The organism is Saccharothrix longispora (assembly GCF_031455225.1).
GTDB lineage: Bacteria > Actinomycetota > Actinomycetes > Mycobacteriales > Pseudonocardiaceae > Actinosynnema > Actinosynnema longispora.
In genome coordinates this window covers 4,397,928-4,415,162 of sequence record NZ_JAVDSG010000001.1, presented here as the reverse complement: position 1 = coordinate 4,415,162, position 17,235 = coordinate 4,397,928, and the positions used below count along the sequence as shown (strand labels likewise).

13 protein-coding genes are annotated in these 17,235 nt (G+C 73.6%); 4 read left to right on the top strand and 9 right to left on the bottom strand.

Translation table 11 applies throughout. The annotated features are described in order from the left end of the window. Genes J2S66_RS17695 through J2S66_RS17685 form a run of 3 tightly spaced genes read right to left on the bottom strand, consistent with a single transcriptional unit; the run spans window position 1 to window position 3,804 of the window. On the bottom strand, window positions 1–642 hold the full coding sequence (locus tag J2S66_RS17695) for an ABC transporter ATP-binding protein (RefSeq protein ID WP_310308227.1): 642 nt from the start codon (window positions 640–642) through the stop codon (window positions 1–3). Then, window positions 639–1,352 carry an ABC transporter ATP-binding protein gene (locus J2S66_RS17690; RefSeq protein ID WP_374726092.1) on the bottom strand — a complete coding sequence of 238 codons (714 nt, stop codon included), beginning with the start codon at window positions 1,350–1,352 and terminating at the stop codon, window positions 639–641. Before J2S66_RS17690 ends, J2S66_RS17695 begins: the two co-directional genes overlap by 4 nt. Beyond that, window positions 1,345–3,804, bottom strand: a complete 2,460-nt coding sequence (locus tag J2S66_RS17685) for an ABC transporter permease (RefSeq protein ID WP_310308225.1) — start codon at window positions 3,802–3,804, stop codon at window positions 1,345–1,347. Before J2S66_RS17685 ends, J2S66_RS17690 begins: the two co-directional genes overlap by 8 nt. A 166-nt stretch (window positions 3,805–3,970) precedes the next feature. On the opposite strand from J2S66_RS17685, the gene J2S66_RS17680 reads away from it, so the two are divergent. Continuing rightward, on the top strand, window positions 3,971–4,159 hold the full coding sequence (locus tag J2S66_RS17680; protein WP_310308224.1) for a hypothetical protein: 189 nt from the start codon (window positions 3,971–3,973) through the stop codon (window positions 4,157–4,159). A 60-nt stretch (window positions 4,160–4,219) separates the two neighbouring features. On the opposite strand, the gene dacB is transcribed toward J2S66_RS17680, so the two are convergent. Then, window positions 4,220–5,767: a D-alanyl-D-alanine carboxypeptidase/D-alanyl-D-alanine endopeptidase gene (dacB, locus tag J2S66_RS17675; protein ID WP_310308223.1), complete on the bottom strand. Its 1,548-nt coding sequence runs from the start codon at window positions 5,765–5,767 to the stop codon at window positions 4,220–4,222. Window positions 5,768–5,977: 210 nt separating this feature from the next. Here dacB and J2S66_RS17670 point away from each other — a divergent pair, with 210 nt between their 5' ends. Continuing rightward, a complete protein-coding gene (locus J2S66_RS17670) occupies window positions 5,978–7,480 on the top strand; it encodes a S8 family peptidase (protein WP_310308222.1) in 1,503 nt (500 codons plus the stop codon). Window positions 7,481–7,519: 39 nt separating this feature from the next. Here J2S66_RS17670 and J2S66_RS17665 read toward each other — a convergent pair whose 3' ends face one another. Next, a complete protein-coding gene (locus J2S66_RS17665; protein WP_310308221.1) occupies window positions 7,520–8,335 on the bottom strand; it encodes a phytanoyl-CoA dioxygenase family protein in 816 nt (271 codons plus the stop codon). Window positions 8,336–8,536: 201 nt separating this feature from the next. Between J2S66_RS17665 and J2S66_RS17660 the strand changes: the two genes are divergently transcribed. Next, complete coding sequence (locus J2S66_RS17660; protein ID WP_310308220.1) at window positions 8,537–9,253, top strand: polyamine aminopropyltransferase; 717 nt, start codon at window positions 8,537–8,539, stop codon at window positions 9,251–9,253. 44 nt (window positions 9,254–9,297) lie between these two features. Here the strand turns inward: J2S66_RS17660 and J2S66_RS17655 are convergent, their stop codons facing one another. Beyond that, window positions 9,298–9,432, bottom strand: a complete 135-nt coding sequence (locus J2S66_RS17655) for a DUF3072 domain-containing protein (protein ID WP_310314865.1) — start codon at window positions 9,430–9,432, stop codon at window positions 9,298–9,300. A 7-nt stretch (window positions 9,433–9,439) separates the two neighbouring features. Beyond that, window positions 9,440–12,436, bottom strand: coding sequence for an NACHT domain-containing protein (locus J2S66_RS17650; protein WP_310308219.1), 2,997 nt, complete (start codon window positions 12,434–12,436; stop codon window positions 9,440–9,442). A gap of 190 nt (window positions 12,437–12,626) precedes the next feature. Here J2S66_RS17650 and J2S66_RS17645 point away from each other — a divergent pair, with 190 nt between their 5' ends. Then, window positions 12,627–14,126, top strand: coding sequence for a chitinase (locus J2S66_RS17645; RefSeq protein ID WP_310308218.1), 1,500 nt, complete (start codon window positions 12,627–12,629; stop codon window positions 14,124–14,126). On the opposite strand, the gene lnt is transcribed toward J2S66_RS17645, so the two are convergent. Continuing rightward, window positions 14,062–15,648: an apolipoprotein N-acyltransferase gene (lnt, locus tag J2S66_RS17640; RefSeq protein WP_310308216.1), complete on the bottom strand. Its 1,587-nt coding sequence runs from the start codon at window positions 15,646–15,648 to the stop codon at window positions 14,062–14,064. The two genes, J2S66_RS17645 and lnt, sit on opposite strands and share 65 nt — an antisense overlap. Further along, complete coding sequence (gene mptB / locus J2S66_RS17635; protein WP_310308214.1) at window positions 15,641–17,071, bottom strand: polyprenol phosphomannose-dependent alpha 1,6 mannosyltransferase MptB; 1,431 nt, start codon at window positions 17,069–17,071, stop codon at window positions 15,641–15,643. The genes lnt and mptB overlap by 8 nt, the downstream gene beginning before the upstream one ends. Between the last annotated feature and the right edge of the window lie 164 nt (window positions 17,072–17,235).

Below are 17,235 nucleotides of genomic sequence, written 5' to 3'. Positions count from 1 at the left end.
TCAACCGGACACACGGCCACCGGCGAGGACGATCGTGCGGTCCGCGGCCCGGTGCACCTCGTCGTGGTGCGTGGCGACGAGCACGGCGGCACCCGCGTCGGCGGCCCGGCGCAGCACGCCCACCGCGACCGGCGCGCTGACCCCGTCCAGGTGCGCGGTGGGCTCGTCGGCCAGCAGCACCGCGGGCGAGCCGATCACCGCGCGGGCCAGCGCGGCCCGCTGCTGCTGCCCGAACGACACCTCACCGGGGTAGCGGTCGGCCAGCGCGCCGACGCCCAGCTCCTCCAGCAGCTCGGTCACCCGGTCGAGCGACCCGCCGGTGCGTCCCAGCCTGATCGGCAGGGCGACGTTCTCGGCCAGCGTCAGCTCGGTCGCCAGGCCCAGCGCCTGCGGCAGCACCGCGCACACCTCCCACGACGGCGTCCCCGTCAGCACCTCGCCCGCCAGCTCCACGGTCCCCGCGTCGGCCCGGTCGAACCCGCCGAGCACGGCCAGCAGCGCGCTCTTGCCCGACCCGGACGGCCCGGACAGCGTCACCAGCTCGCCGGCTGCCACCTCCAGGTCCACGCCGCGCAGCACGTGCACCGGCCCGCCCTGGTGCCGGAACGTCCGCTCCACCCCCGTCGCGCGCAACGCCGTCATGCCGCCAGCACCCCGTTCCGCAGCTCGTAGCGCACATCGGCGAGCGCGATCAGCCGCGGGTCGTGCGAGGCCACCACGACCGGCACCCCGCGGCGCGCCAGGTCGGTCAGCGTCTCCAGCACCAGGTCCGCGGACGCGGCGTCCAGCTGCGAGGTCGGCTCGTCGGCCAGCACCACGCCCGCCCGCCGCGCCAGCGCGCACCCGAACGCCAGTCGCTGCTGCTGCCCGCCGGACAGGGCGGGCACCTTCCAGCGCGCGGTGCCGGGCAGACCCAGTTGCTCCAGCAGCCCGTCGACGTCCACGTCGTGCCCGGACGCCTGGGCCGCCGCGCGCAGGTTGTCGCCCACGTCGAGGTGGCCGACCAGGTTGTCGCCCGGGTGCTGGAACACCAGCGCCACCTCGCGCCGCCGCAGCGCCCGCCGCGCCCGGTTCGACAGCCGGGCGGTGCCCCGGCCGCGCAGCTCCACGCCGCCGGACGTGGGCCGCTCCACCAGGCTCAGCACGCGCAGCAGCGTCGACTTGCCCGACCCGGACGGCCCGGCCAGCACCGTGATGCCCGTCGCGGGTACCTCCAGCGACACGTCCGACACCGCCGCCACCGAGCCGCCGGGCGTGCGGTACTCCACGCCCACCCCGGTCAACCGCAGCACGACCTGCCCGGTCCCGCCACTCCCGGTCCCATCGCGTTCGGCCCCATCGCGTTCAGCCACGGATCAGCTCCCCCACTTTCGCCGAGCGCACCGAGCGCACCGCGACCCACGCCGCCACCGCCACCACCAGCACGCTGCCCGCGACGGTCGTCACGAGCACCGGTAGCACGTCCGGGACCTCCGGCACCGGCGTGAGCCGGGGCGCGGGGTCCAGCCTCGGCACGGTGAACCCGCTGCTCACCGCGCTCGCCGTCAACCCGGCCGCCAGCGCCACCGCGGCCACCGCGCCCAGTTCGAGCAGGTGGCTGCCCAGCAGCTCGGCCGGCCGCAGCCCCATCCGGGTGCTGAACGCGCCGGAGAGCGCGTTCTGCCGCCGCCGCACCTCGACCGCCAGCAGCAGCGCGATGGCCGCGACCACGGCGAGCACCGCGCCGAGCGCCGTGACGAACCCGAACGTCCACTGGATCGTCAGGAACGGCAGGCCCTGCACGGCCTTGGCCTTCTCGCCGAGGTTGCGGGGCTTCACCCCCGCCTCGGCCAGCGCCGCCGTCAGCTCGCCCAGCGGTTTGGACGACCACACGTGCCAGGAGCCGATGTCGCCGCGGTCGGCGACGGCGTCCACCGGCACGACCCAGCCCGACGTGCCCAGCTTGGGGAACGACGGCACCCACGCCGACGGGTCGAGCGGCGGCAGCCCCGGCAGCGCCACCTCGCGGCGCGGCGCGTCGCCCACCCGCAGCGGTGCGGACAGCAGCTCCGGGTCGACGTCCACCGGGTGCGCGCCGTCGCGGAACGTCGCGGGGTCCACCACCAGCGCGCTGCGGTCGTTCAGCTTGACGAACCCGACGATGGTGGAGTTGCCGCGCAGCGCCGCCGGCAGCTCGGTCAGGTCCGACTTGACCTGCGCGGTGCTGTTCGCGCCCGCGTACATGCCGGACTTGGTGTCCAGGGCGGTCCGCTGCGAGCCGGAGATGGCGGTGCCCACCGCGATGGTGCCGATGGCCAGCACGCCGACCAGCAGCACCCCGGTGACCGGGCCGGCCGCGGCGGCCAGCCTGCGCACGGCCAGCTGCGCGGCGGGCCGCGACCAGAACCGGGCCCGGTGCGAGGCGGCCAGTCCCCAGCGCGCCACCCGGGCCGCGAGCAGGGCCGCGGTCAGCACGACGAGCAGCGGGAACGCCAGCGCGGTCGCGTCGATGCGGGGCAGCCCGCCGATCTTCTCGGTGGTCGCCAGGCCGCTGTCGCTCACCCGGGTCCAGGCGAACACCGCGAGGCCCGCGGTGGCCGGCTCCCAGGGCAGCGCGGTCAGCACCCGGCGCAGCCGGTTGCCGCGCAGGGAAACCTGGAACGCCCGGTGCGCCCGCAGCGCCGCCGTGCCGAACGCGACCACCAGGCTCAACGCCACCGCGACGAGCACGGCCAACGCCGCCGTCGTGCCGGTGCCCGGCGGCAGCGCGTCCGAGGGGGAGTAGAGGGGCAGCAGCAGGTGCGCCACGCCCAGCCCGGCCGCGCCGCCGACCACCAGCGGTAGCCCCAGCTCCAGCGCGGCGCGTCCGCCGAGCGCGAACGGCCCGGCGCCGCGCACCCACAGCAGCCGCAGCTCGCCGTGCCGGCGCTGCGCCCACTGCGCGGTCACCGTGGCGACGCCCGCCAGTCCGATGAGCAGGCTGATCAGGGTGAGCGGGAGGATCGCCGAGCGCACGTTCACCGCGGTCTGCCGGGCGTTCTCCACCGGCAGCACGAGCGGCGACACGGTCCGCACCTGCTCCACGTCGGCGAACGGCCGCAGGCGTTCCGCGCCGGTGGTCAGCAGGGCCTCGGCCTCGGCCACCGTCTCCGGCACGTCGGCGGGGAAGCGCACCGTCACGTCGGTCGCCGTGGTCAGTTCCCGGGGGAGCGCGGTGAACGACTCGAACGTGGGCATCCACACCACGGCCGAGGCCAGCTCGTCGCGGTCGAGCGCGTTGGGCACGACGTGGTGCCGCTCCGAGCACCACCAGTCCGGCAGCGGGTCGCGGAGGTCTTCGTAGATCGCGGTCACCGGGGGCAGCCGACCGCCCATGCCGCGCCCGCCGACCCGGACGCCGATGGTGTCGGCGACGCTCCTGGGCACCCACAGCCCGTCCTTCGCACCGCCCTCCAGCACCGCGAGGTGCTCGGTCGCGCCCGGCCGGTAGCCGAACTTCGCGTAGGTCTGCGGCCCGCCGAAGTCCGCGCGCTGCTCCGTGGTGTAGGCGGCGAGCAGGTGCGGCTGCCCCTGGACGGTCGTGCCGACGTGCTCGGCGAACGGCGCGACCAGTTCGTGCGGGAGCTTCGTCTCCAGCGACGGGTGCAGCGCGTCCCGGCACAGGTGCTCCTCCTGGTGGGCGATCGCGGCGCTGCCGGACGCGGCCGGGTGCAGGACGGCGGCGGCGACGACGAAACCGAGCAGCAGCGCCGTGACCACGCTGACCAGCAGGGTCAGCGGGCTCGACAGCGCAGCGCGGGGGGCGGCTCTCCACGGGATCTGCACCAGCGGACGGTAACCCGGTGACCGGCCCCGGCGGAGGACTTCGGTCCACACCCCGCGCAGCTCCGGACAACGACCTGACAACGCGTCGTGTTGTCCGGAGCACGCGCGGTGATCCGGACAACGGGCGGTCCGTTTTGTCCGGTGGCCGGGCGGGTACCGGACGGGCATGACCGTGAAGAAGCCCTTCGCCGCGCTGATCGCCGCCGCCGCCCTGTTCCTGTCCCTCGGGGCCGGGTGCGAGAACGGGGGCGGCGAGGACGGCGACGGCAACCCGGGCGTCGAGCAGAACGACGGCGACCAGGGTGACGAGCAGGACGGCGAGCAGGACGGCGACGAGCAGGACGGCGACAACTGAGGCCCGGCGGCCCCGCCGGCGGTCGGCGGGCCGCAGCGGTTCAGCGGACCTCGACGGGGGTCAGCAGGCCTTGACCCAGCTGCACTCCACGTCGACCGGCCCCTCGGTCCGCGCGGTCGCGGTGGTGGGTGGCGGGGCCTGACCGTCGCGGTCGCCCGCCAGCCGCACCACGACGGCGTCCTCCAGCCGCCTCGCCGACGTGAGGGTGTTGTTGCTGATCATCGAGAACACCAGCGGGGTGCCCGCCGCCGTGGTCACGTAGCCGGACAGCGCGCTGACCCCGGTCAGGCTGCCCGTCTTGGCGTGCGCGTTGCCCTCGGCCGGCGTGCCGCGCATCCGGTTGCGCAGCGTGCCGCCGACCATCCGGTCGCTCGCCCCGGCCACCGGCAGCGAGTCGTACCAGACCGGGAACCACGGCCTGCCCCGCGCCGCGAGCAGCAGCGAGGCCACCTGGTCCGGTGACACCTGGTTCATCCGCGACAACCCCGAGCCGTCCCGCAGCGACAGCGCCGCCGCGTCGACCCCGAGCCCGCCCAGCTTCGCCGAGACCGCGCGCAGCCCCGCGTCCCAGCTGCCCTCGCCGAACGCGGCCCGCCCGGCGGACTTCACCAGGATCTCGGCGTGCATGTTGTTGCTCAGCTTCATGAACGGCACCAGCAGCCGCGACAGCGGCATCGACAGGTGCTCGCCGAGCGGCCGGGCGCCCGCCGGGGTCGCGCCGGTCGACGTGCCGCCGAGCACCCGCACCCCGTGCCGGGACAGCGCGTCGCGGAACAGGGACGTGACCAGGCCCGTGGGTTCCTCGACGGTGCTCCACTCGCTCTCGGCGGCGCCGCCCGCCGGCACGCTGCCGCGCACGCTGATCACGTTGGTGCCGCGCCGCCGCTCGACGGACACGCTCGACGCCGACCCGGCCGGACCGGTCACGGCGGTGCTGTCGATCGTGACGTAGTCCGTCGGGGGTTCGGTGGTCACGGTCGCCGGCGCGCCGGCCGCGCCGGGCGCGATCCGCACGACGACCGTCCCGGCGTCGTAGTCCGTGTCGGGGGAGACGGTCAGCGCCGAGATCTGGGCGTTGTAGTAGTACGGCTCATCGTCCCAGGCCCACCCCGTGCCCAGGCGCACGGAATCGAACCAGGTGTCGTCGCCGACGAGCCGGCCGAGCACCAGCCTGACCCCGCTGCCCGCCACCTTCGCGGCCAGCGCGTCGTAGTCGGCGGCGAGCACGGTCGGGTCGCCGGTGCCGCGCAGGTGCAGGTCGCCCGCCAGCACCCCGCCGCGCAGGGCGCCGCTCGCCGACACGGTCGTGCTGAACCGGTGGTCCGGGCCGAGCACGTCGAGCACCGCGGCGGAGCTGAGCAGCTTCCCGTTGGACGCGGGCTGCCCGCGCCGCGCGCCGCCGCTGCCGAACACCGGCTCGCCGGTGTCGGCCCGGCGGACGACCAACCCCACGTCCGCGCCCCTGAACCCCGGGTCGGCGAGGATCGCGCCGAGGTCCCGGGCCAGCGGGTCCTCCTGCGCGGCGGCGGTCGTGGCGAGGTCGGCGGTCGGGACCGCGGCCAGCAGCGCGGCGGTCAGCGCGAGGGCGAACGACCGTGGTCTGCGCATCGGGACTCCTGACGGGCGCGGGGGAGCGGACGCAAGGGATTCTCCACACATCCGAATGGCCTGTGAAGATTCGACAACCCCGGTCGGCCGGGTTCGGGCTGCCGCAGGACACCCGGCGCCGGGCACTGCCACGCTCGGTGGCCGGAACCCGACGCTGGAGGTTTGGTGAAGCGCAGAATCGTTGGTGCGAAGGGCTTAACGGGTGCCGCCGTGCTCGCGGTCGGCCTGGTGGTGACCGCGCCGCACGCCGGCGCGGCCGAGGCGGACATCGCCGTCGCCGCCGCCGGCACCGCCGTGCCCGGCCGGTACGTGGTGGTGCTCAAGGACGACGTGGTCGTGCAGGCGTCCGACCTGACCTCGAAGCACGGCGGCACGGTCACCGCGACGTGGCGTCACGCGCTGCGCGGGTTCGCCGTCGACGCGAGCGAGTCCGAGGCCAGGCGCCTCGCCGCCGACCCCGCCGTGGCGTCGGTGAGCGAGGACGGCCTGGTGCGCGCCGTCGACGTGCAGCCCAACCCGCCGTCGTGGGGGCTCGACCGGATCGACCAGCGCGACCTGCCGCTGGACTCCTCGTACAGCTACGGCACGACCGCCGGGAACGTGCGCGCGTACGTCCTCGACACGGGCATCCGCACCACGCACACCACGTTCGGTGGTCGCGCGACGTGGGGCCACGACGCCGTGGACGGCACCAACACCGACTGCAACGGCCACGGCACGCACGTCGCGGGCACGATCGGCGGCAGCCAGTACGGCGTCGCCAAGGGTGTGCGGCTGGTCGCCGTGCGCGTGCTCAACTGCGCCGGCTCCGGCACGTTCGCCCAGGTCATCAGCGGCGTCGACTGGGTGACGGCGAACGCCGTCAAGCCGGCCGTGGCCAACATGAGCCTCGGTGCGGCGGCGTCCGCCGCCACCGCACCGCTCGAAGCCGCCATCCGCAACTCCATCGCCTCGGGCGTCACCTACGCCGTCGCGTCGGGCAACTCCAACGCCGACGCCTGCGGCTACAGCCCCGCGCTGGTCGGCGAGGCGATCACGGTCAACGCCTCCACCAGCGGCGACGCGCGCGCCTCGTTCTCCAACTACGGCAGGTGCACCGACCTCTACGCCCCCGGCCAGAGCATCACCTCCTCCTGGCACACCGGCGACGCGGCCACGAACACCATCAGCGGCACGTCGATGGCCACCCCGCACGTGGCCGGCGCCGCCGCCCTGCACCTGGCGGCACGCCCCGGCGACGCGCCCGCGGCCGTCCAGGCGGCGCTGGTGGACGCCGCCACGCCGGGCAAGGTCACCGACCCGGGCGCGGGCTCGCCGAACCGCCTGCTCCACACCGGCACGACCACCGGCGGCCCGTCCACCGTGGTCGCGGTGCGCTACCTGCGCGGGGCCGACCACCTGACCTCGACCACGGGCGCGCCCGGGTACGCGACGGAGGGCGCGCTGGGCAGGCTGCTCACCGCCCAGGCCCCCGGCACCCACCCGCTGTACCGCTGCCTGGTGGGCGGCTGGGACAACTTCACCTCGTACGACCAGAACTGCGAGGGCCAGGCCCGCGTCGGCCTGCTCGGCTACGCCCACGATGCCCCGACCGCGGGCGCGCACGCGATCTACCGCTGCCTCGTGCGCGGCACCGGCGACCACATGGAGTCCCCCGACCCGAACTGCGAGGGCCAGATCACCGAGGGCGGCCTCGGCTACTTCCTCGACTGACCTCCGCACGCCCCGCCGGGGTCGGCCCCCGGCGGGGCGCTAGTCGGTCGCGCCCATCACCAGGCCCTCGATGGTGTGCTTCTGCACCAGCGGTTCCAGCTCGTCGACGACCCGGCACCCGAGGTGCGCGCGGACCTCGGCGGGCAGCCGCTCGTGGTAGGCGCGGCTGACCACCAGGTCGTTGCGGTCGTTCTCCACGCCCGCGGCGACCAGACCGAGCACCAGCACGGGGCGGGAGGAGTCGGACCGGTTGGCCGTGCCGCGGTGGATCGTCAGCGCCGAGCGCACGGAGACGTCGCCGCGCCGGGGCAGTTTGCGCCGGGCGAGGCCCTCGTAGCGCGGGTAGGCGGACTTCGGCGGGAACATCCCGTGGTCGAAGTCCGCCCCGTCGTCCCACTGGGTGCCGTGGGCGATCTCGAACGGGCCCATCTCGGGGACTGTGTCCACCGTCGTCACGTTGAACGCCAGCGAGGTGAGGCGGCGGTCCGCGACGGTCTCGCGCGGCGCCGGGAAGTCGCGGTGCCACGGCTGCGCGACCGCGCCCGGCAGCGGCACGTCGAAGCCGATCTCGACGACCTGGTAGTCCGGCCCCAGCACCGCCCGCGCGACTGCGTCCACCCACGGGTGGGTCACCAGGTCGAGGAACCCCCTGATCCGCTCGGGGTGCACCTCGACGTAGTACCGGTTCGGCCCGCGGCCGATCGCGCCGTCGGGGCGGGCCATCGCCTCCCGGAACAACGCCTCGACGTCCTCGCGCAGGCGGTCGGCCCACTCGGGCTCGAAGGCGCCGCGCAACGCGGCGATCCCGTCGGTGCGCAGTCCGCGGACGGCGGTGTCCACGTCGGTGCCGGTCATGACGACCCCTTCCGGTGACGATCGGCCTCAGCCGAACGTAATCGCGGCAGGCCGCTATTTCAACGTTGTAAAAGCATCCGGCGGTGCCTCCTCGGTCGGTGATCCGGCCTGCTGCGATCATCGGGGATCGTCCGACGTGCGCCGATGCCGCTGGGGCAGCCGACCGCGACCGGGGCGTGAACCGATCCGGAGGCAATACCCATGAGCGCGCGTTTCCGAGAACTCGACTGGCGGCGGACGCCCCTCGGCGAACTGGTCCTGCGCCGCCGCTGGGACCCGGTGTTCGACCGCGAGGTTCACGAGATCAAGCTCAACGACGAGTTCCTGATGTCGAGCCTGTTCACCGTGTCCGAGGTCGAGCTGGCGCGCCTGGCGCTGGAGGGCCGGTCCGCGCCCCTGGACGTGCTGGTCGGCGGCCTCGGCCTCGGCTACACCGCGCGCACCGTGCTGGAGAACCGGGCCGTCCGCTCGCTGCTGGTCGTCGACGCCCTGGGCGAGGTCATCGACTGGCACCGCCAGGGGCTCCTGCCGGGAGGTCGGGAACTGGCCGCCGACCCCCGCTGCACCCTGCTCCACGGCGACTTCTTCGCGATGTCGCGCGCCGGCGGCGGGTTCGACCCGGCGTCGCCCGACCGGCTGTTCCACGCGATCGTGGTCGACATCGACCACTCGCCGCGCCACCTGCTGCACCCCGGCAACGCCGACTTCTACGAACCCGCCGGCATCGCGCGCGTGGCCGAGCGGCTGCACCCCGGCGGGGTGTTCGCGCTGTGGTCGAACGAGCCGCCGGACGACGACTACGCGGCGGCGCTGGCGGACGTCTTCGTCGAGGTCAGGCCCGAGGTGGTCCGCTTCCACAACCCCCTCCAGCAGCGGGAGGCGACCAGCACCGTCTACCTGGCGACGAAGGCCGGCTGAGGGGCGGGCGGGGCCGACCGGCCCCGCCCGCGCGCCTCGTCCGGCTACTTGCCGCGTCCGGTCTCCTCCTGGAGTCGGTCGATCATCTGCGACGCCTCGACCTTGGTCAGCCCGTCCGGCACCTCTTCGCCGGCCTCCTGGGCCAGCGTGTTCAGGTAGGACTCCTGCGGTCCGGTCATCGGCTCGTCACCGGTGGTCCAGTCGGCGGGGTCCTTCTCGGGGTTGCGGTCCACGTGCTTCTCCTCTTCCTCGAACGCGCGTTCGAGGTACCCGCCCGGACCACAGGTCAACCATCAGCAGTACCGGCATCCTCCTTCTGGGCGCTTGCCGGTCGGCGGACACGAGGTGGACTCGGGTCACCCGTCCCGACGCGGCCAGCAAGAGCAGGGTTCGCACTTTTTCCAGGCTTCGACGTGGAAGCGGGGTGTGGGCGCTTTCGACCGCGTGATCGAACGCGAACGCGTTGGTCAGCAGGTATGTGGCCTGGAGCGCGGGCTTCATCCCTCGAAGGTCCACCACCAGGCCCGGTGTGACGGTGGGCAGGAGGTCGGGACGAGGCAGGTCGCTGGGGCTCGGATCGTCGATGGTGGGCGTCGTGGAGTTGACGTACAACTTCGTACCTCCGTCGACTGACGCGATCACGCAGCTCGGGCGGATACCCGCCAACCTGGGGGCGAGGTTGAGAAGTGGTGTCTGCGTTTTTTCCGGCCCGCGCGTGTCCGCCAGATCGACCGACCACTTGTTCCCCGTGACCAGGATGACGGCCAACCAAGCCGCGATCAGAGCCCAGGAGCAGAGCAGGACACCCACTGGTCCGGTCAAGGCGGGCGCGATGCCGAGCACCGCGCCGAGCACGACGGACACCGCGCCGAGCGGACCGGCGAACAGCGCATTGCGGGCGAACCCCACCGCTGACGTCCTCATGATCGAGCCGTCCGGGAACAGCGTGTCCGACGGACTCACGGCAGTCAGCAGGCCCAGCCTGGCCAGCGCCGTCCTGGTCGGTCCGGGAAGGGTCGCGAACTGGTCCGCTGCCCTGGTGAGCACCCAACCGAGCAAGGTGTTCTTCGCCGCGCCGGTCGTCTCCCAGGTTTCCCCGGCGCGCTTGACGGGAGAGGTGGGCGGAGGTTCGTTCACCAATTTCTGCGCCACCAGGGGAGCGGTCAACGCCGCTTCGGCGAGCAGTGGTGTCCAGTGGTCCTGGTCGTCGGCCAGCGTCGAGACCCGGGACATCGCGTACATCAGCAGTTCGATGCGCTCCAGTGCGGCGACGAAGCGGCGGGTCAAGTCGAACTGAGGATCGAGTTGCCGGAGCAGCCGGGCCGTGGTCAGCGCCTCGGCGGGGTTGAACTCCAGCCACATCTCGAACAGGCGGTCCAGGCGTTGCGAGTCGTTCCGGGTGAGCTGTCGGAGCAGGTGTTCCGTGCTGTGGCCGGCGAGGGGGTGGCCGGGACGGGCGGAACGGCGGGCCTCGTCCAGGCAGGTCATCAGCAGGCGGATGTCGGCGAACCACTGCTCGTTCCACAGGGCGACGTCAGTCCTCGTCAGCTGTCGGCGCAGGGCGGTCGCGGCCGAGGTGAAGGTCGTCGACTCGTACGCTTGGCACTCGCGTGCCGCCCGCAGCAGCAGTGCGGGAGAAGCGCCGCGCTCGTGCAGGTCGTCCAGCGCCCGGAGGCGATCGGAGCGCTTGAACATCGTCAGCGTGAAGATCACCACTTCGGACAGCCTGCTGCTCTGCGCTCCCGGAGATGCGAACAGGGCGTCCGCGAGATCGGGAAAGGCCGGCACGCCGCTCTCGCTCGCCTCGATCGCGGCCAAGTACTCGCACAGTGTGAGGTGCATGAAGCGGAGCGTTTCGCCTGGCCGCTCCTCGGTGAAGATCCCCGTGTCGATCGCCAACGCCCGCAGGTGCGCTTCGGCCTTGGCCGTGGTCGACAGACCGGTGAGCCGTTGGGTGGTGTGGACGGCGTCGCGCCACGAGATCGAGTTCGCGGGGTCGTCACCGCCGTACAGGTGATCGAGCGCGATCTTGCCGAGCAGTTCCTCCCGGGCCCGCCGGGTCTCGGAAGCACCCTGCCCCTGGCCGAACTGCTGCGAGTGGCGGTGCACCAGCAGTTCCCCGATGACGCTGCTGTAGAACTCGGTCCGCGTGTCCGGCAGCCGCACCGAGCCGAGGTTCGGCGAGGCCGTGTAGCGCTGGTCCTGCGCGACGTACATCGACAGGATCAACGGGTTGCCGCACATCTCCGCCAACGTCCGGTGCTCCAGCAACGTGTTGAGGATGCGCTGGGCCTCGCCCGACCGGCCTGCCGGGTAGGGCCACTTGCGCAGGAACTCGAACACATCCGCCGCCGTGAACGGCTCGACCGTGTAGACGGCGTTCATCCCGTCGATGAAGCCACGTGACAGCGCGCCGCGCAGTTGGGTGCGCGCCGTCACGATCACGCTGGTGTGCGGCGACTTCCCGCGCAAGGAGGCGATCAGGTCCTGGATCGCCTCGCCGGCGAAGTCGAGGCAGCGCTCCGGCACCTCGTCCATGCCGTCGAGCAGGACGAGCAGCCCGTTCTTGCCCGCCCAGGCGTCCAGCGCGAACCGAGGGTCGTGAACGCCTTCGACCTGCGCGGCCAGCCGGAACAACTCACCCCGCAGCCACGCCCCGGCATCCTGCTTCGATGCCTTGGCCTCTGCCCACCCGAGGCCGCGGAGTTCGACGTGCAGGGGCAGTCGATTGGTGTCGGGGTGCGTGAACGCCTTCCGACAGGTCTGGCGGAACAGCTTCTTCGTCAAGGACGACTTGCCCGAGCCCGGATCGCCGAACAGCAGTACAGAGCCGGCGTCGTCGGCGAGCAGGTCGTCGTCCGTGACCCGGCGCCGAGCGCCGGACAGCGACAGACGGACGTAGGCGGTGTCGATGTCGATCGCGGCACCGTCGACGGAGGGCACGAAGAGGCGCGCGGGGAAGGTGGCGAGCTTCAGTTCCGCGTACCGGCGCACACCGAACTGGCCTGCCAGCGACTTCCTGACGTGACGTCCGATGCTCAGTCGGACGTTGCCGATCACGTACTTCAAGAACGACTGGGACTCCCGCGCCAACGAGCGGCGGTACTTCAGCACCTGGCGGAGGATCGCGGTGCCGACGCCGAGCAGCGTCGTGATGACCACACCGAGCAGCGTGCCCGTCACCGGCACGACCTCCTGTTCTCCTCGGCGGTCGGGTGACCGGGCCGTCGAACGGTTCAGGAGTGTTGCCCTGGCGGGAGGAGGCGCTTCCGCCGAAGTGCGGAGTGCGCCGTTTGGTTGCCAAGTCTTGACACGAAGGTTTTGGTCTAGTCCAATTCTTCCCACCTGGAGGCCGCCACCACTGGGAGGTCCGATGTCGCGCAGAGTCCTGTTCGCCCGGGTGGCGGCGGTGGTGGCCCTCGTGGCCGGCGCCGTGGCGGTCGGGTTGACCCCCGCCTACGCCGCGTCGGTGACGGCCACGTTCGCCAAGACGTCCAGCTGGGAGAGCGGGTACACGGCCCAGTTCTCCATCCGCAACGACACCAGCGCGGCGATCTCCGGGTGGAAGGTCGAGTTCGACCTGCCGGCCGGGACGTCGGTCGGCGCCTACTGGGACGCCCTCCAGACCAACTCGGGCGGGCGCTACTCGTTCACCCACCGCGAGTACAACGGGACCGTCGCGCCCGGCGCCACGGTGACATTCGGGTTCAACGCCTCCGGGACCGCGAGCCCGGCCGCCTGCCGGATCAACGGCGCGCCGTGCGCCGGGGCGCCCACCACGACCACCACGACCACCACCACCACGACGACCACCACGACCGGCACCACCACCACGACCACGACCACGCCACCCGCGACCGGGTTGCCGAAGAAGGTGCTGGTCGGCTACCTGCACGCCAGCTTCGCCAACGGCTCCGGCTACATCCGGATGAAGGACGTCCCCGACGAGTGGGACGTCATCAACCTCTCCTTCGCCGAACCCACCTCCGCCACGTCCGGCGACCTGCGGTTCGCGCAGTGCCCCGCGGCAGAGTGCCCGAACGTCGAGTCCGAGGCCGAGTTCATCGCGGGCATCCGCGAGAAGCAGGCCGAGGGCAAGAAGGTGCTGATCTCCATCGGCGGCGCGAACGGCCAGGTGCAGCTGTCCACGACGGCGGCGCGGGACGCGTTCGTCCGCAGCGCCTCCGCCATCATCGACCGGTACGGCCTGGACGGGCTCGACGTCGACTTCGAGGGGCACTCGCTGTCGCTCGCCGCGAACGACACCGACTTCCGGTCGCCGACCACGCCGGTCGTCGTCAACCTGATCTCCGCGCTCAAGGCGCTGAAAGCCCGCTACGGGGCCCGGTTCGTGCTCACCATGGCGCCGGAGACGTTCTTCGTGCAGGTCGGCTACCAGTTCTACGGCGGCGCGGGCGGCGCGGACCCGCGGGCCGGGGCGTACCTGCCGGTCATCCACGCCCTGCGCGACGACCTGACGCTGCTGCACGTCCAGCACTACAACTCCGGCCCGATCATGGGCCTGGACAACCAGTACCACTTCATGGGCGGCCACGACTTCCACGTCAGCATGGCCGACATGGTCCTGGCCGGGTTCCCCGTGCGCGGTGACGCGACGAAGGTGTTCCCCGGCCTGCGGCAGGACCAGGTGGCGATCGGGCTGCCCGCGAGCATCAACGCGGGCAACGGGTTCACCTCCGTCGCCGAGGTGCGGAAGTCGTTCGACTGCCTGGCGAAGGGGACGGACTGCGGCACGTACAAGCCGAAGGCGGTCTACCCGGGCCTGCGCGGCCTGATGACGTGGTCGATCAACTGGGACCGGCACAACGGGTTCGAGTTCTCGCGCTCGCACCGGGCGTACCTGCCCCGCTAGGGCGGACGGCCCGGTGGACGGCCCCACCGCGCGGGGACCGTCCACCGGGACCGCCGGCGCGCGTCCCGACCGCGCACCCCCCGACCGCGCACGCGGCGAGCGCGGCGAGCACGAGCAGGAGTTCCAGGAGACCGCCCCACCGGGTCGCGGGAGTGGTGCCCGACCGCAGCGGCACGGTGTCGACCAGCGTCTCGGCGGTGAACAGGCCGGTGGACCGCGCCACACCCCCGTCCGGCCGCACGACCGCGCTCACCCCGCTGACCGCCGCCACGACCACGGCGCGACCGTGCTCCACCGCGCGCAGCCTGGCCATCGCCAACTGCTGGTGGCTCATCCCGCCACGCCCGTACCAGGCGTTGTTCGTCGGCACCACGAACAGCCGCGCCCCCCGGGCGGCGCCGTCGCGCAGCACCGCGTCGTAGGCCACCTCGTAGCAGATCCCCACGCCCACCCTGGTTCCCGCGACATCCAGGACGCCCGGCGAGGTCCCCGCGCGCAGGTCGGGCGCGTCGGCGAACGGGGTGACCAGGCTCGCCAGGGGGCGCAGCGGGACGCGTTCGGCGAACGGCACCAGTTCCCGCTTCGCGTACGACGCTCCCGCGCCGGTCCGCGGGTCCCACGCGACGACCGCGTTCTCCTCCACCCCGTCGACGCGCCGCAGCACGCCGATCAGGGCGGGCACGCCGAGGTCCGCCACGGCCCGGTCCAGCACCGGGTCGCGGTCGCCGGTGGCGGTCGCGCTCTCCGGCCACACCACGAGGTCGGGCGCGGGCACCTCGCCCGCGCGGACCGCCCCCGCGAGGTTCGCCGTGGCGTCCAGGTGGTTGCGGCGCAGCGTCCCGCGCTCGTCGAGCAGCCCCAGGCCGACGTCCGGCGCGTTGCCCTGCACGAGGGCCACCACGCGCTCGCCGTCCTGCGCGTCCACGCCGACCAGCGGCGTCACGGCCAGTGCCGCGACCAGCGGCAGCACCGGCCACGCCCGCTGCGGGTCGCGCGGCCGGACGAGCCAGGCCGCCACGCCGAACCCCGTCGCCACCACCGCGAACGACACCAGCGGCGCGCCACCGACCGCCGCCAGCGGCAGGTACGGGCCCTCGACCTGGCCGAACGCCACGCGCCCCCACGGGAAACCGCCGAACGGCACCCGGCCGCGCACCGCCTCCTGGAGCACGAACAGCAGCGCCGCCCACACCGGCGCGCCGGGCAACCGCGCCACGAGCGGCACCAGCGCGCACGCCCCGGCGGTGAACAGGGCCATCAGCGCCGACAGGCCGAGCCACGGCGCGGGACCGAAGTCGCGCCCCAGGAAGTCGTCGATCCACCTCAGGTGGCACAGGAAGAACGCCAGGCCGAACACGAAGCCCAGCGCCGTCGACCGGCGGGTGCCCGCCCCGCGCAGCGCGAACCACAGCACGGCGAACGCGACCACCGCCGCCCACCACAGCACGCGGGGCGGGAACGCGACGTGCAGCAGCACCCCGGCCGCCGCGGCCGCGGCACCGCGCCACACCCGGTCAGGCACGCGCCGGCACCGCCACGCGGACCGCCGCCGGCCTCGTCAGCAGCAGGAACGCCGCCCAGACCACGACCGCCCCGATCGCGTAGCCCGCGACGAGCGAGCCGACCCGTCCGGTGAAGTCCCCCGCCGAGGGGGGCACGAGCACGGCGAAGACGGCGACCGCCCCCACCGACCACGGCACCGCGCGCCCCGGCAACCGGCTCGCGGCCAGGGGGACCATCGCCCACAGCGCGTACCAGGGCTGCACCACCGGCCCGAGGACCACGACGAGGCCCAGCACCGCTCCCAGGGACGCCACCGCGCCGACCCGCCCGCGCAACTGCCCGACCAGCACGGCACCCACCCCGCACACCGTCATCGCGAACCCGATCGCCTTGCCGACGCCGATCATCGCCTGCGTGGCCCGCGCCCCGAACAGCCCGCCGGTCAGGAAGCCGAACCAGTTCGTCGGCGCCAGCCAGCTGTTCACCCGGCCCGGCGTGCCCAGCGCCCGCACCCAGCCGAACCCGAGCCCGGTCAGCACCGAGACCGAGGAGGACACCACCGCGAACGCCAGCACCATGCCCAGCCCGGCGAGCAGGAAGTCGCGGAGGGAGCCACCGCGGCGGCGGGCGAGCGCCGTGCCGACCACCGCCAGCGCGGCCAGGGCGGGCAGCTTCACCAGCGCGGCCGAGGAGATGAGCACGACACCGGCACCCACCGCCCACCGGTCGACGCGCTCCCGCAGCCCTTCCAGCGCCACCGCCGTGCCGGCGAGCATCAGGCCCAGCATCACCGAGTCGTTGTGCGCGCCGCCCACGAGGTGCCAGAGCACCAGCGGGTTCAGCACGCCCAGCCACAGGGCGGTGCGCCGCGACGCGCCGGCGACCGCGGCGAGCCGGGGGACCGCCCACCCGATCAGCACCAGCCCCAGCAGGCAGACCAGGCGGTGCAGCAGCACGCCCGCCACCGGGTCGCCGGCCGAGACCTCGGCGATCACCCGTTCGACCGCGCCGAACAGCGGGCCGTAGGGCGACGGCGTGTCGCGCCAGTACGACCCCACTCGCCCGACGACCTCCGACGCCGTGCCCAGCCCCGTCGCGGGGCCGACGGCGTTCGGGTCCAGGCCGCGCGCGGCGACCTCGCCCTGCGCCAGGTAGCTGAACACGTCTCGGCTGAACAGGGGCGGCGCGACCAGCAGCGGCCCGCACCACAGGGCCAGCGTCCGCAGCAGCCAGGACGGGGACGGCAGGGGGGCGCGGCCGAGCAGCGCCCACGACAGCACTAGCAGGCCGATCCCCGCGACGCTGGCCGCCAACGCCGACGCGACCAGTCCGGACGACGAGGCGACCGCGCCGACCCAGGCGGCCGGGGTCAGCAGCGCGACGCCGCAGAACCCGGTCCAGCGCAGCCGGTCCGGTGACACGAGAGCGGGGTGTGAGTCCATCGCGGACGATCGTGCTGGGCGGGTGGATCATCACGGATCGCACTGCGGTCGCACACCGCCTACGACCGCAGGATGACCCCGGGCCGCCGGCGCGCTCGTGTACGGTGGGGACCGGCGCGGGGAGCGCCTCCGGGTCCGCGGGAAGGGCAGAGCCCACCCCCGGC

What these genes read in the sequence shown, in the direction of transcription:
- J2S66_RS17695 (WP_310308227.1), bottom strand. Translation starts at nt 642, where the DNA reads ATGACGGCGTTGCGCGCGACGGGGGTGGAGCGGACGTTCCGGCACCAG.
- J2S66_RS17680 (WP_310308224.1), top strand. Translation starts at nt 3,971, where the DNA reads ATGACCGTGAAGAAGCCCTTCGCCGCGCTGATCGCCGCCGCCGCCCTG.
- dacB (WP_310308223.1), bottom strand. Translation starts at nt 5,767, where the DNA reads ATGCGCAGACCACGGTCGTTCGCCCTCGCGCTGACCGCCGCGCTGCTG.
- J2S66_RS17665 (WP_310308221.1), bottom strand. Translation starts at nt 8,335, where the DNA reads ATGACCGGCACCGACGTGGACACCGCCGTCCGCGGACTGCGCACCGAC.
- J2S66_RS17660 (WP_310308220.1), top strand. Translation starts at nt 8,537, where the DNA reads ATGAGCGCGCGTTTCCGAGAACTCGACTGGCGGCGGACGCCCCTCGGC.
- J2S66_RS17655 (WP_310314865.1), bottom strand. Translation starts at nt 9,432, where the DNA reads ATGACCGGACCGCAGGAGTCCTACCTGAACACGCTGGCCCAGGAGGCC.
- J2S66_RS17645 (WP_310308218.1), top strand. Translation starts at nt 12,627, where the DNA reads ATGTCGCGCAGAGTCCTGTTCGCCCGGGTGGCGGCGGTGGTGGCCCTC.
- mptB (WP_310308214.1), bottom strand. Translation starts at nt 17,071, where the DNA reads ATGGACTCACACCCCGCTCTCGTGTCACCGGACCGGCTGCGCTGGACC.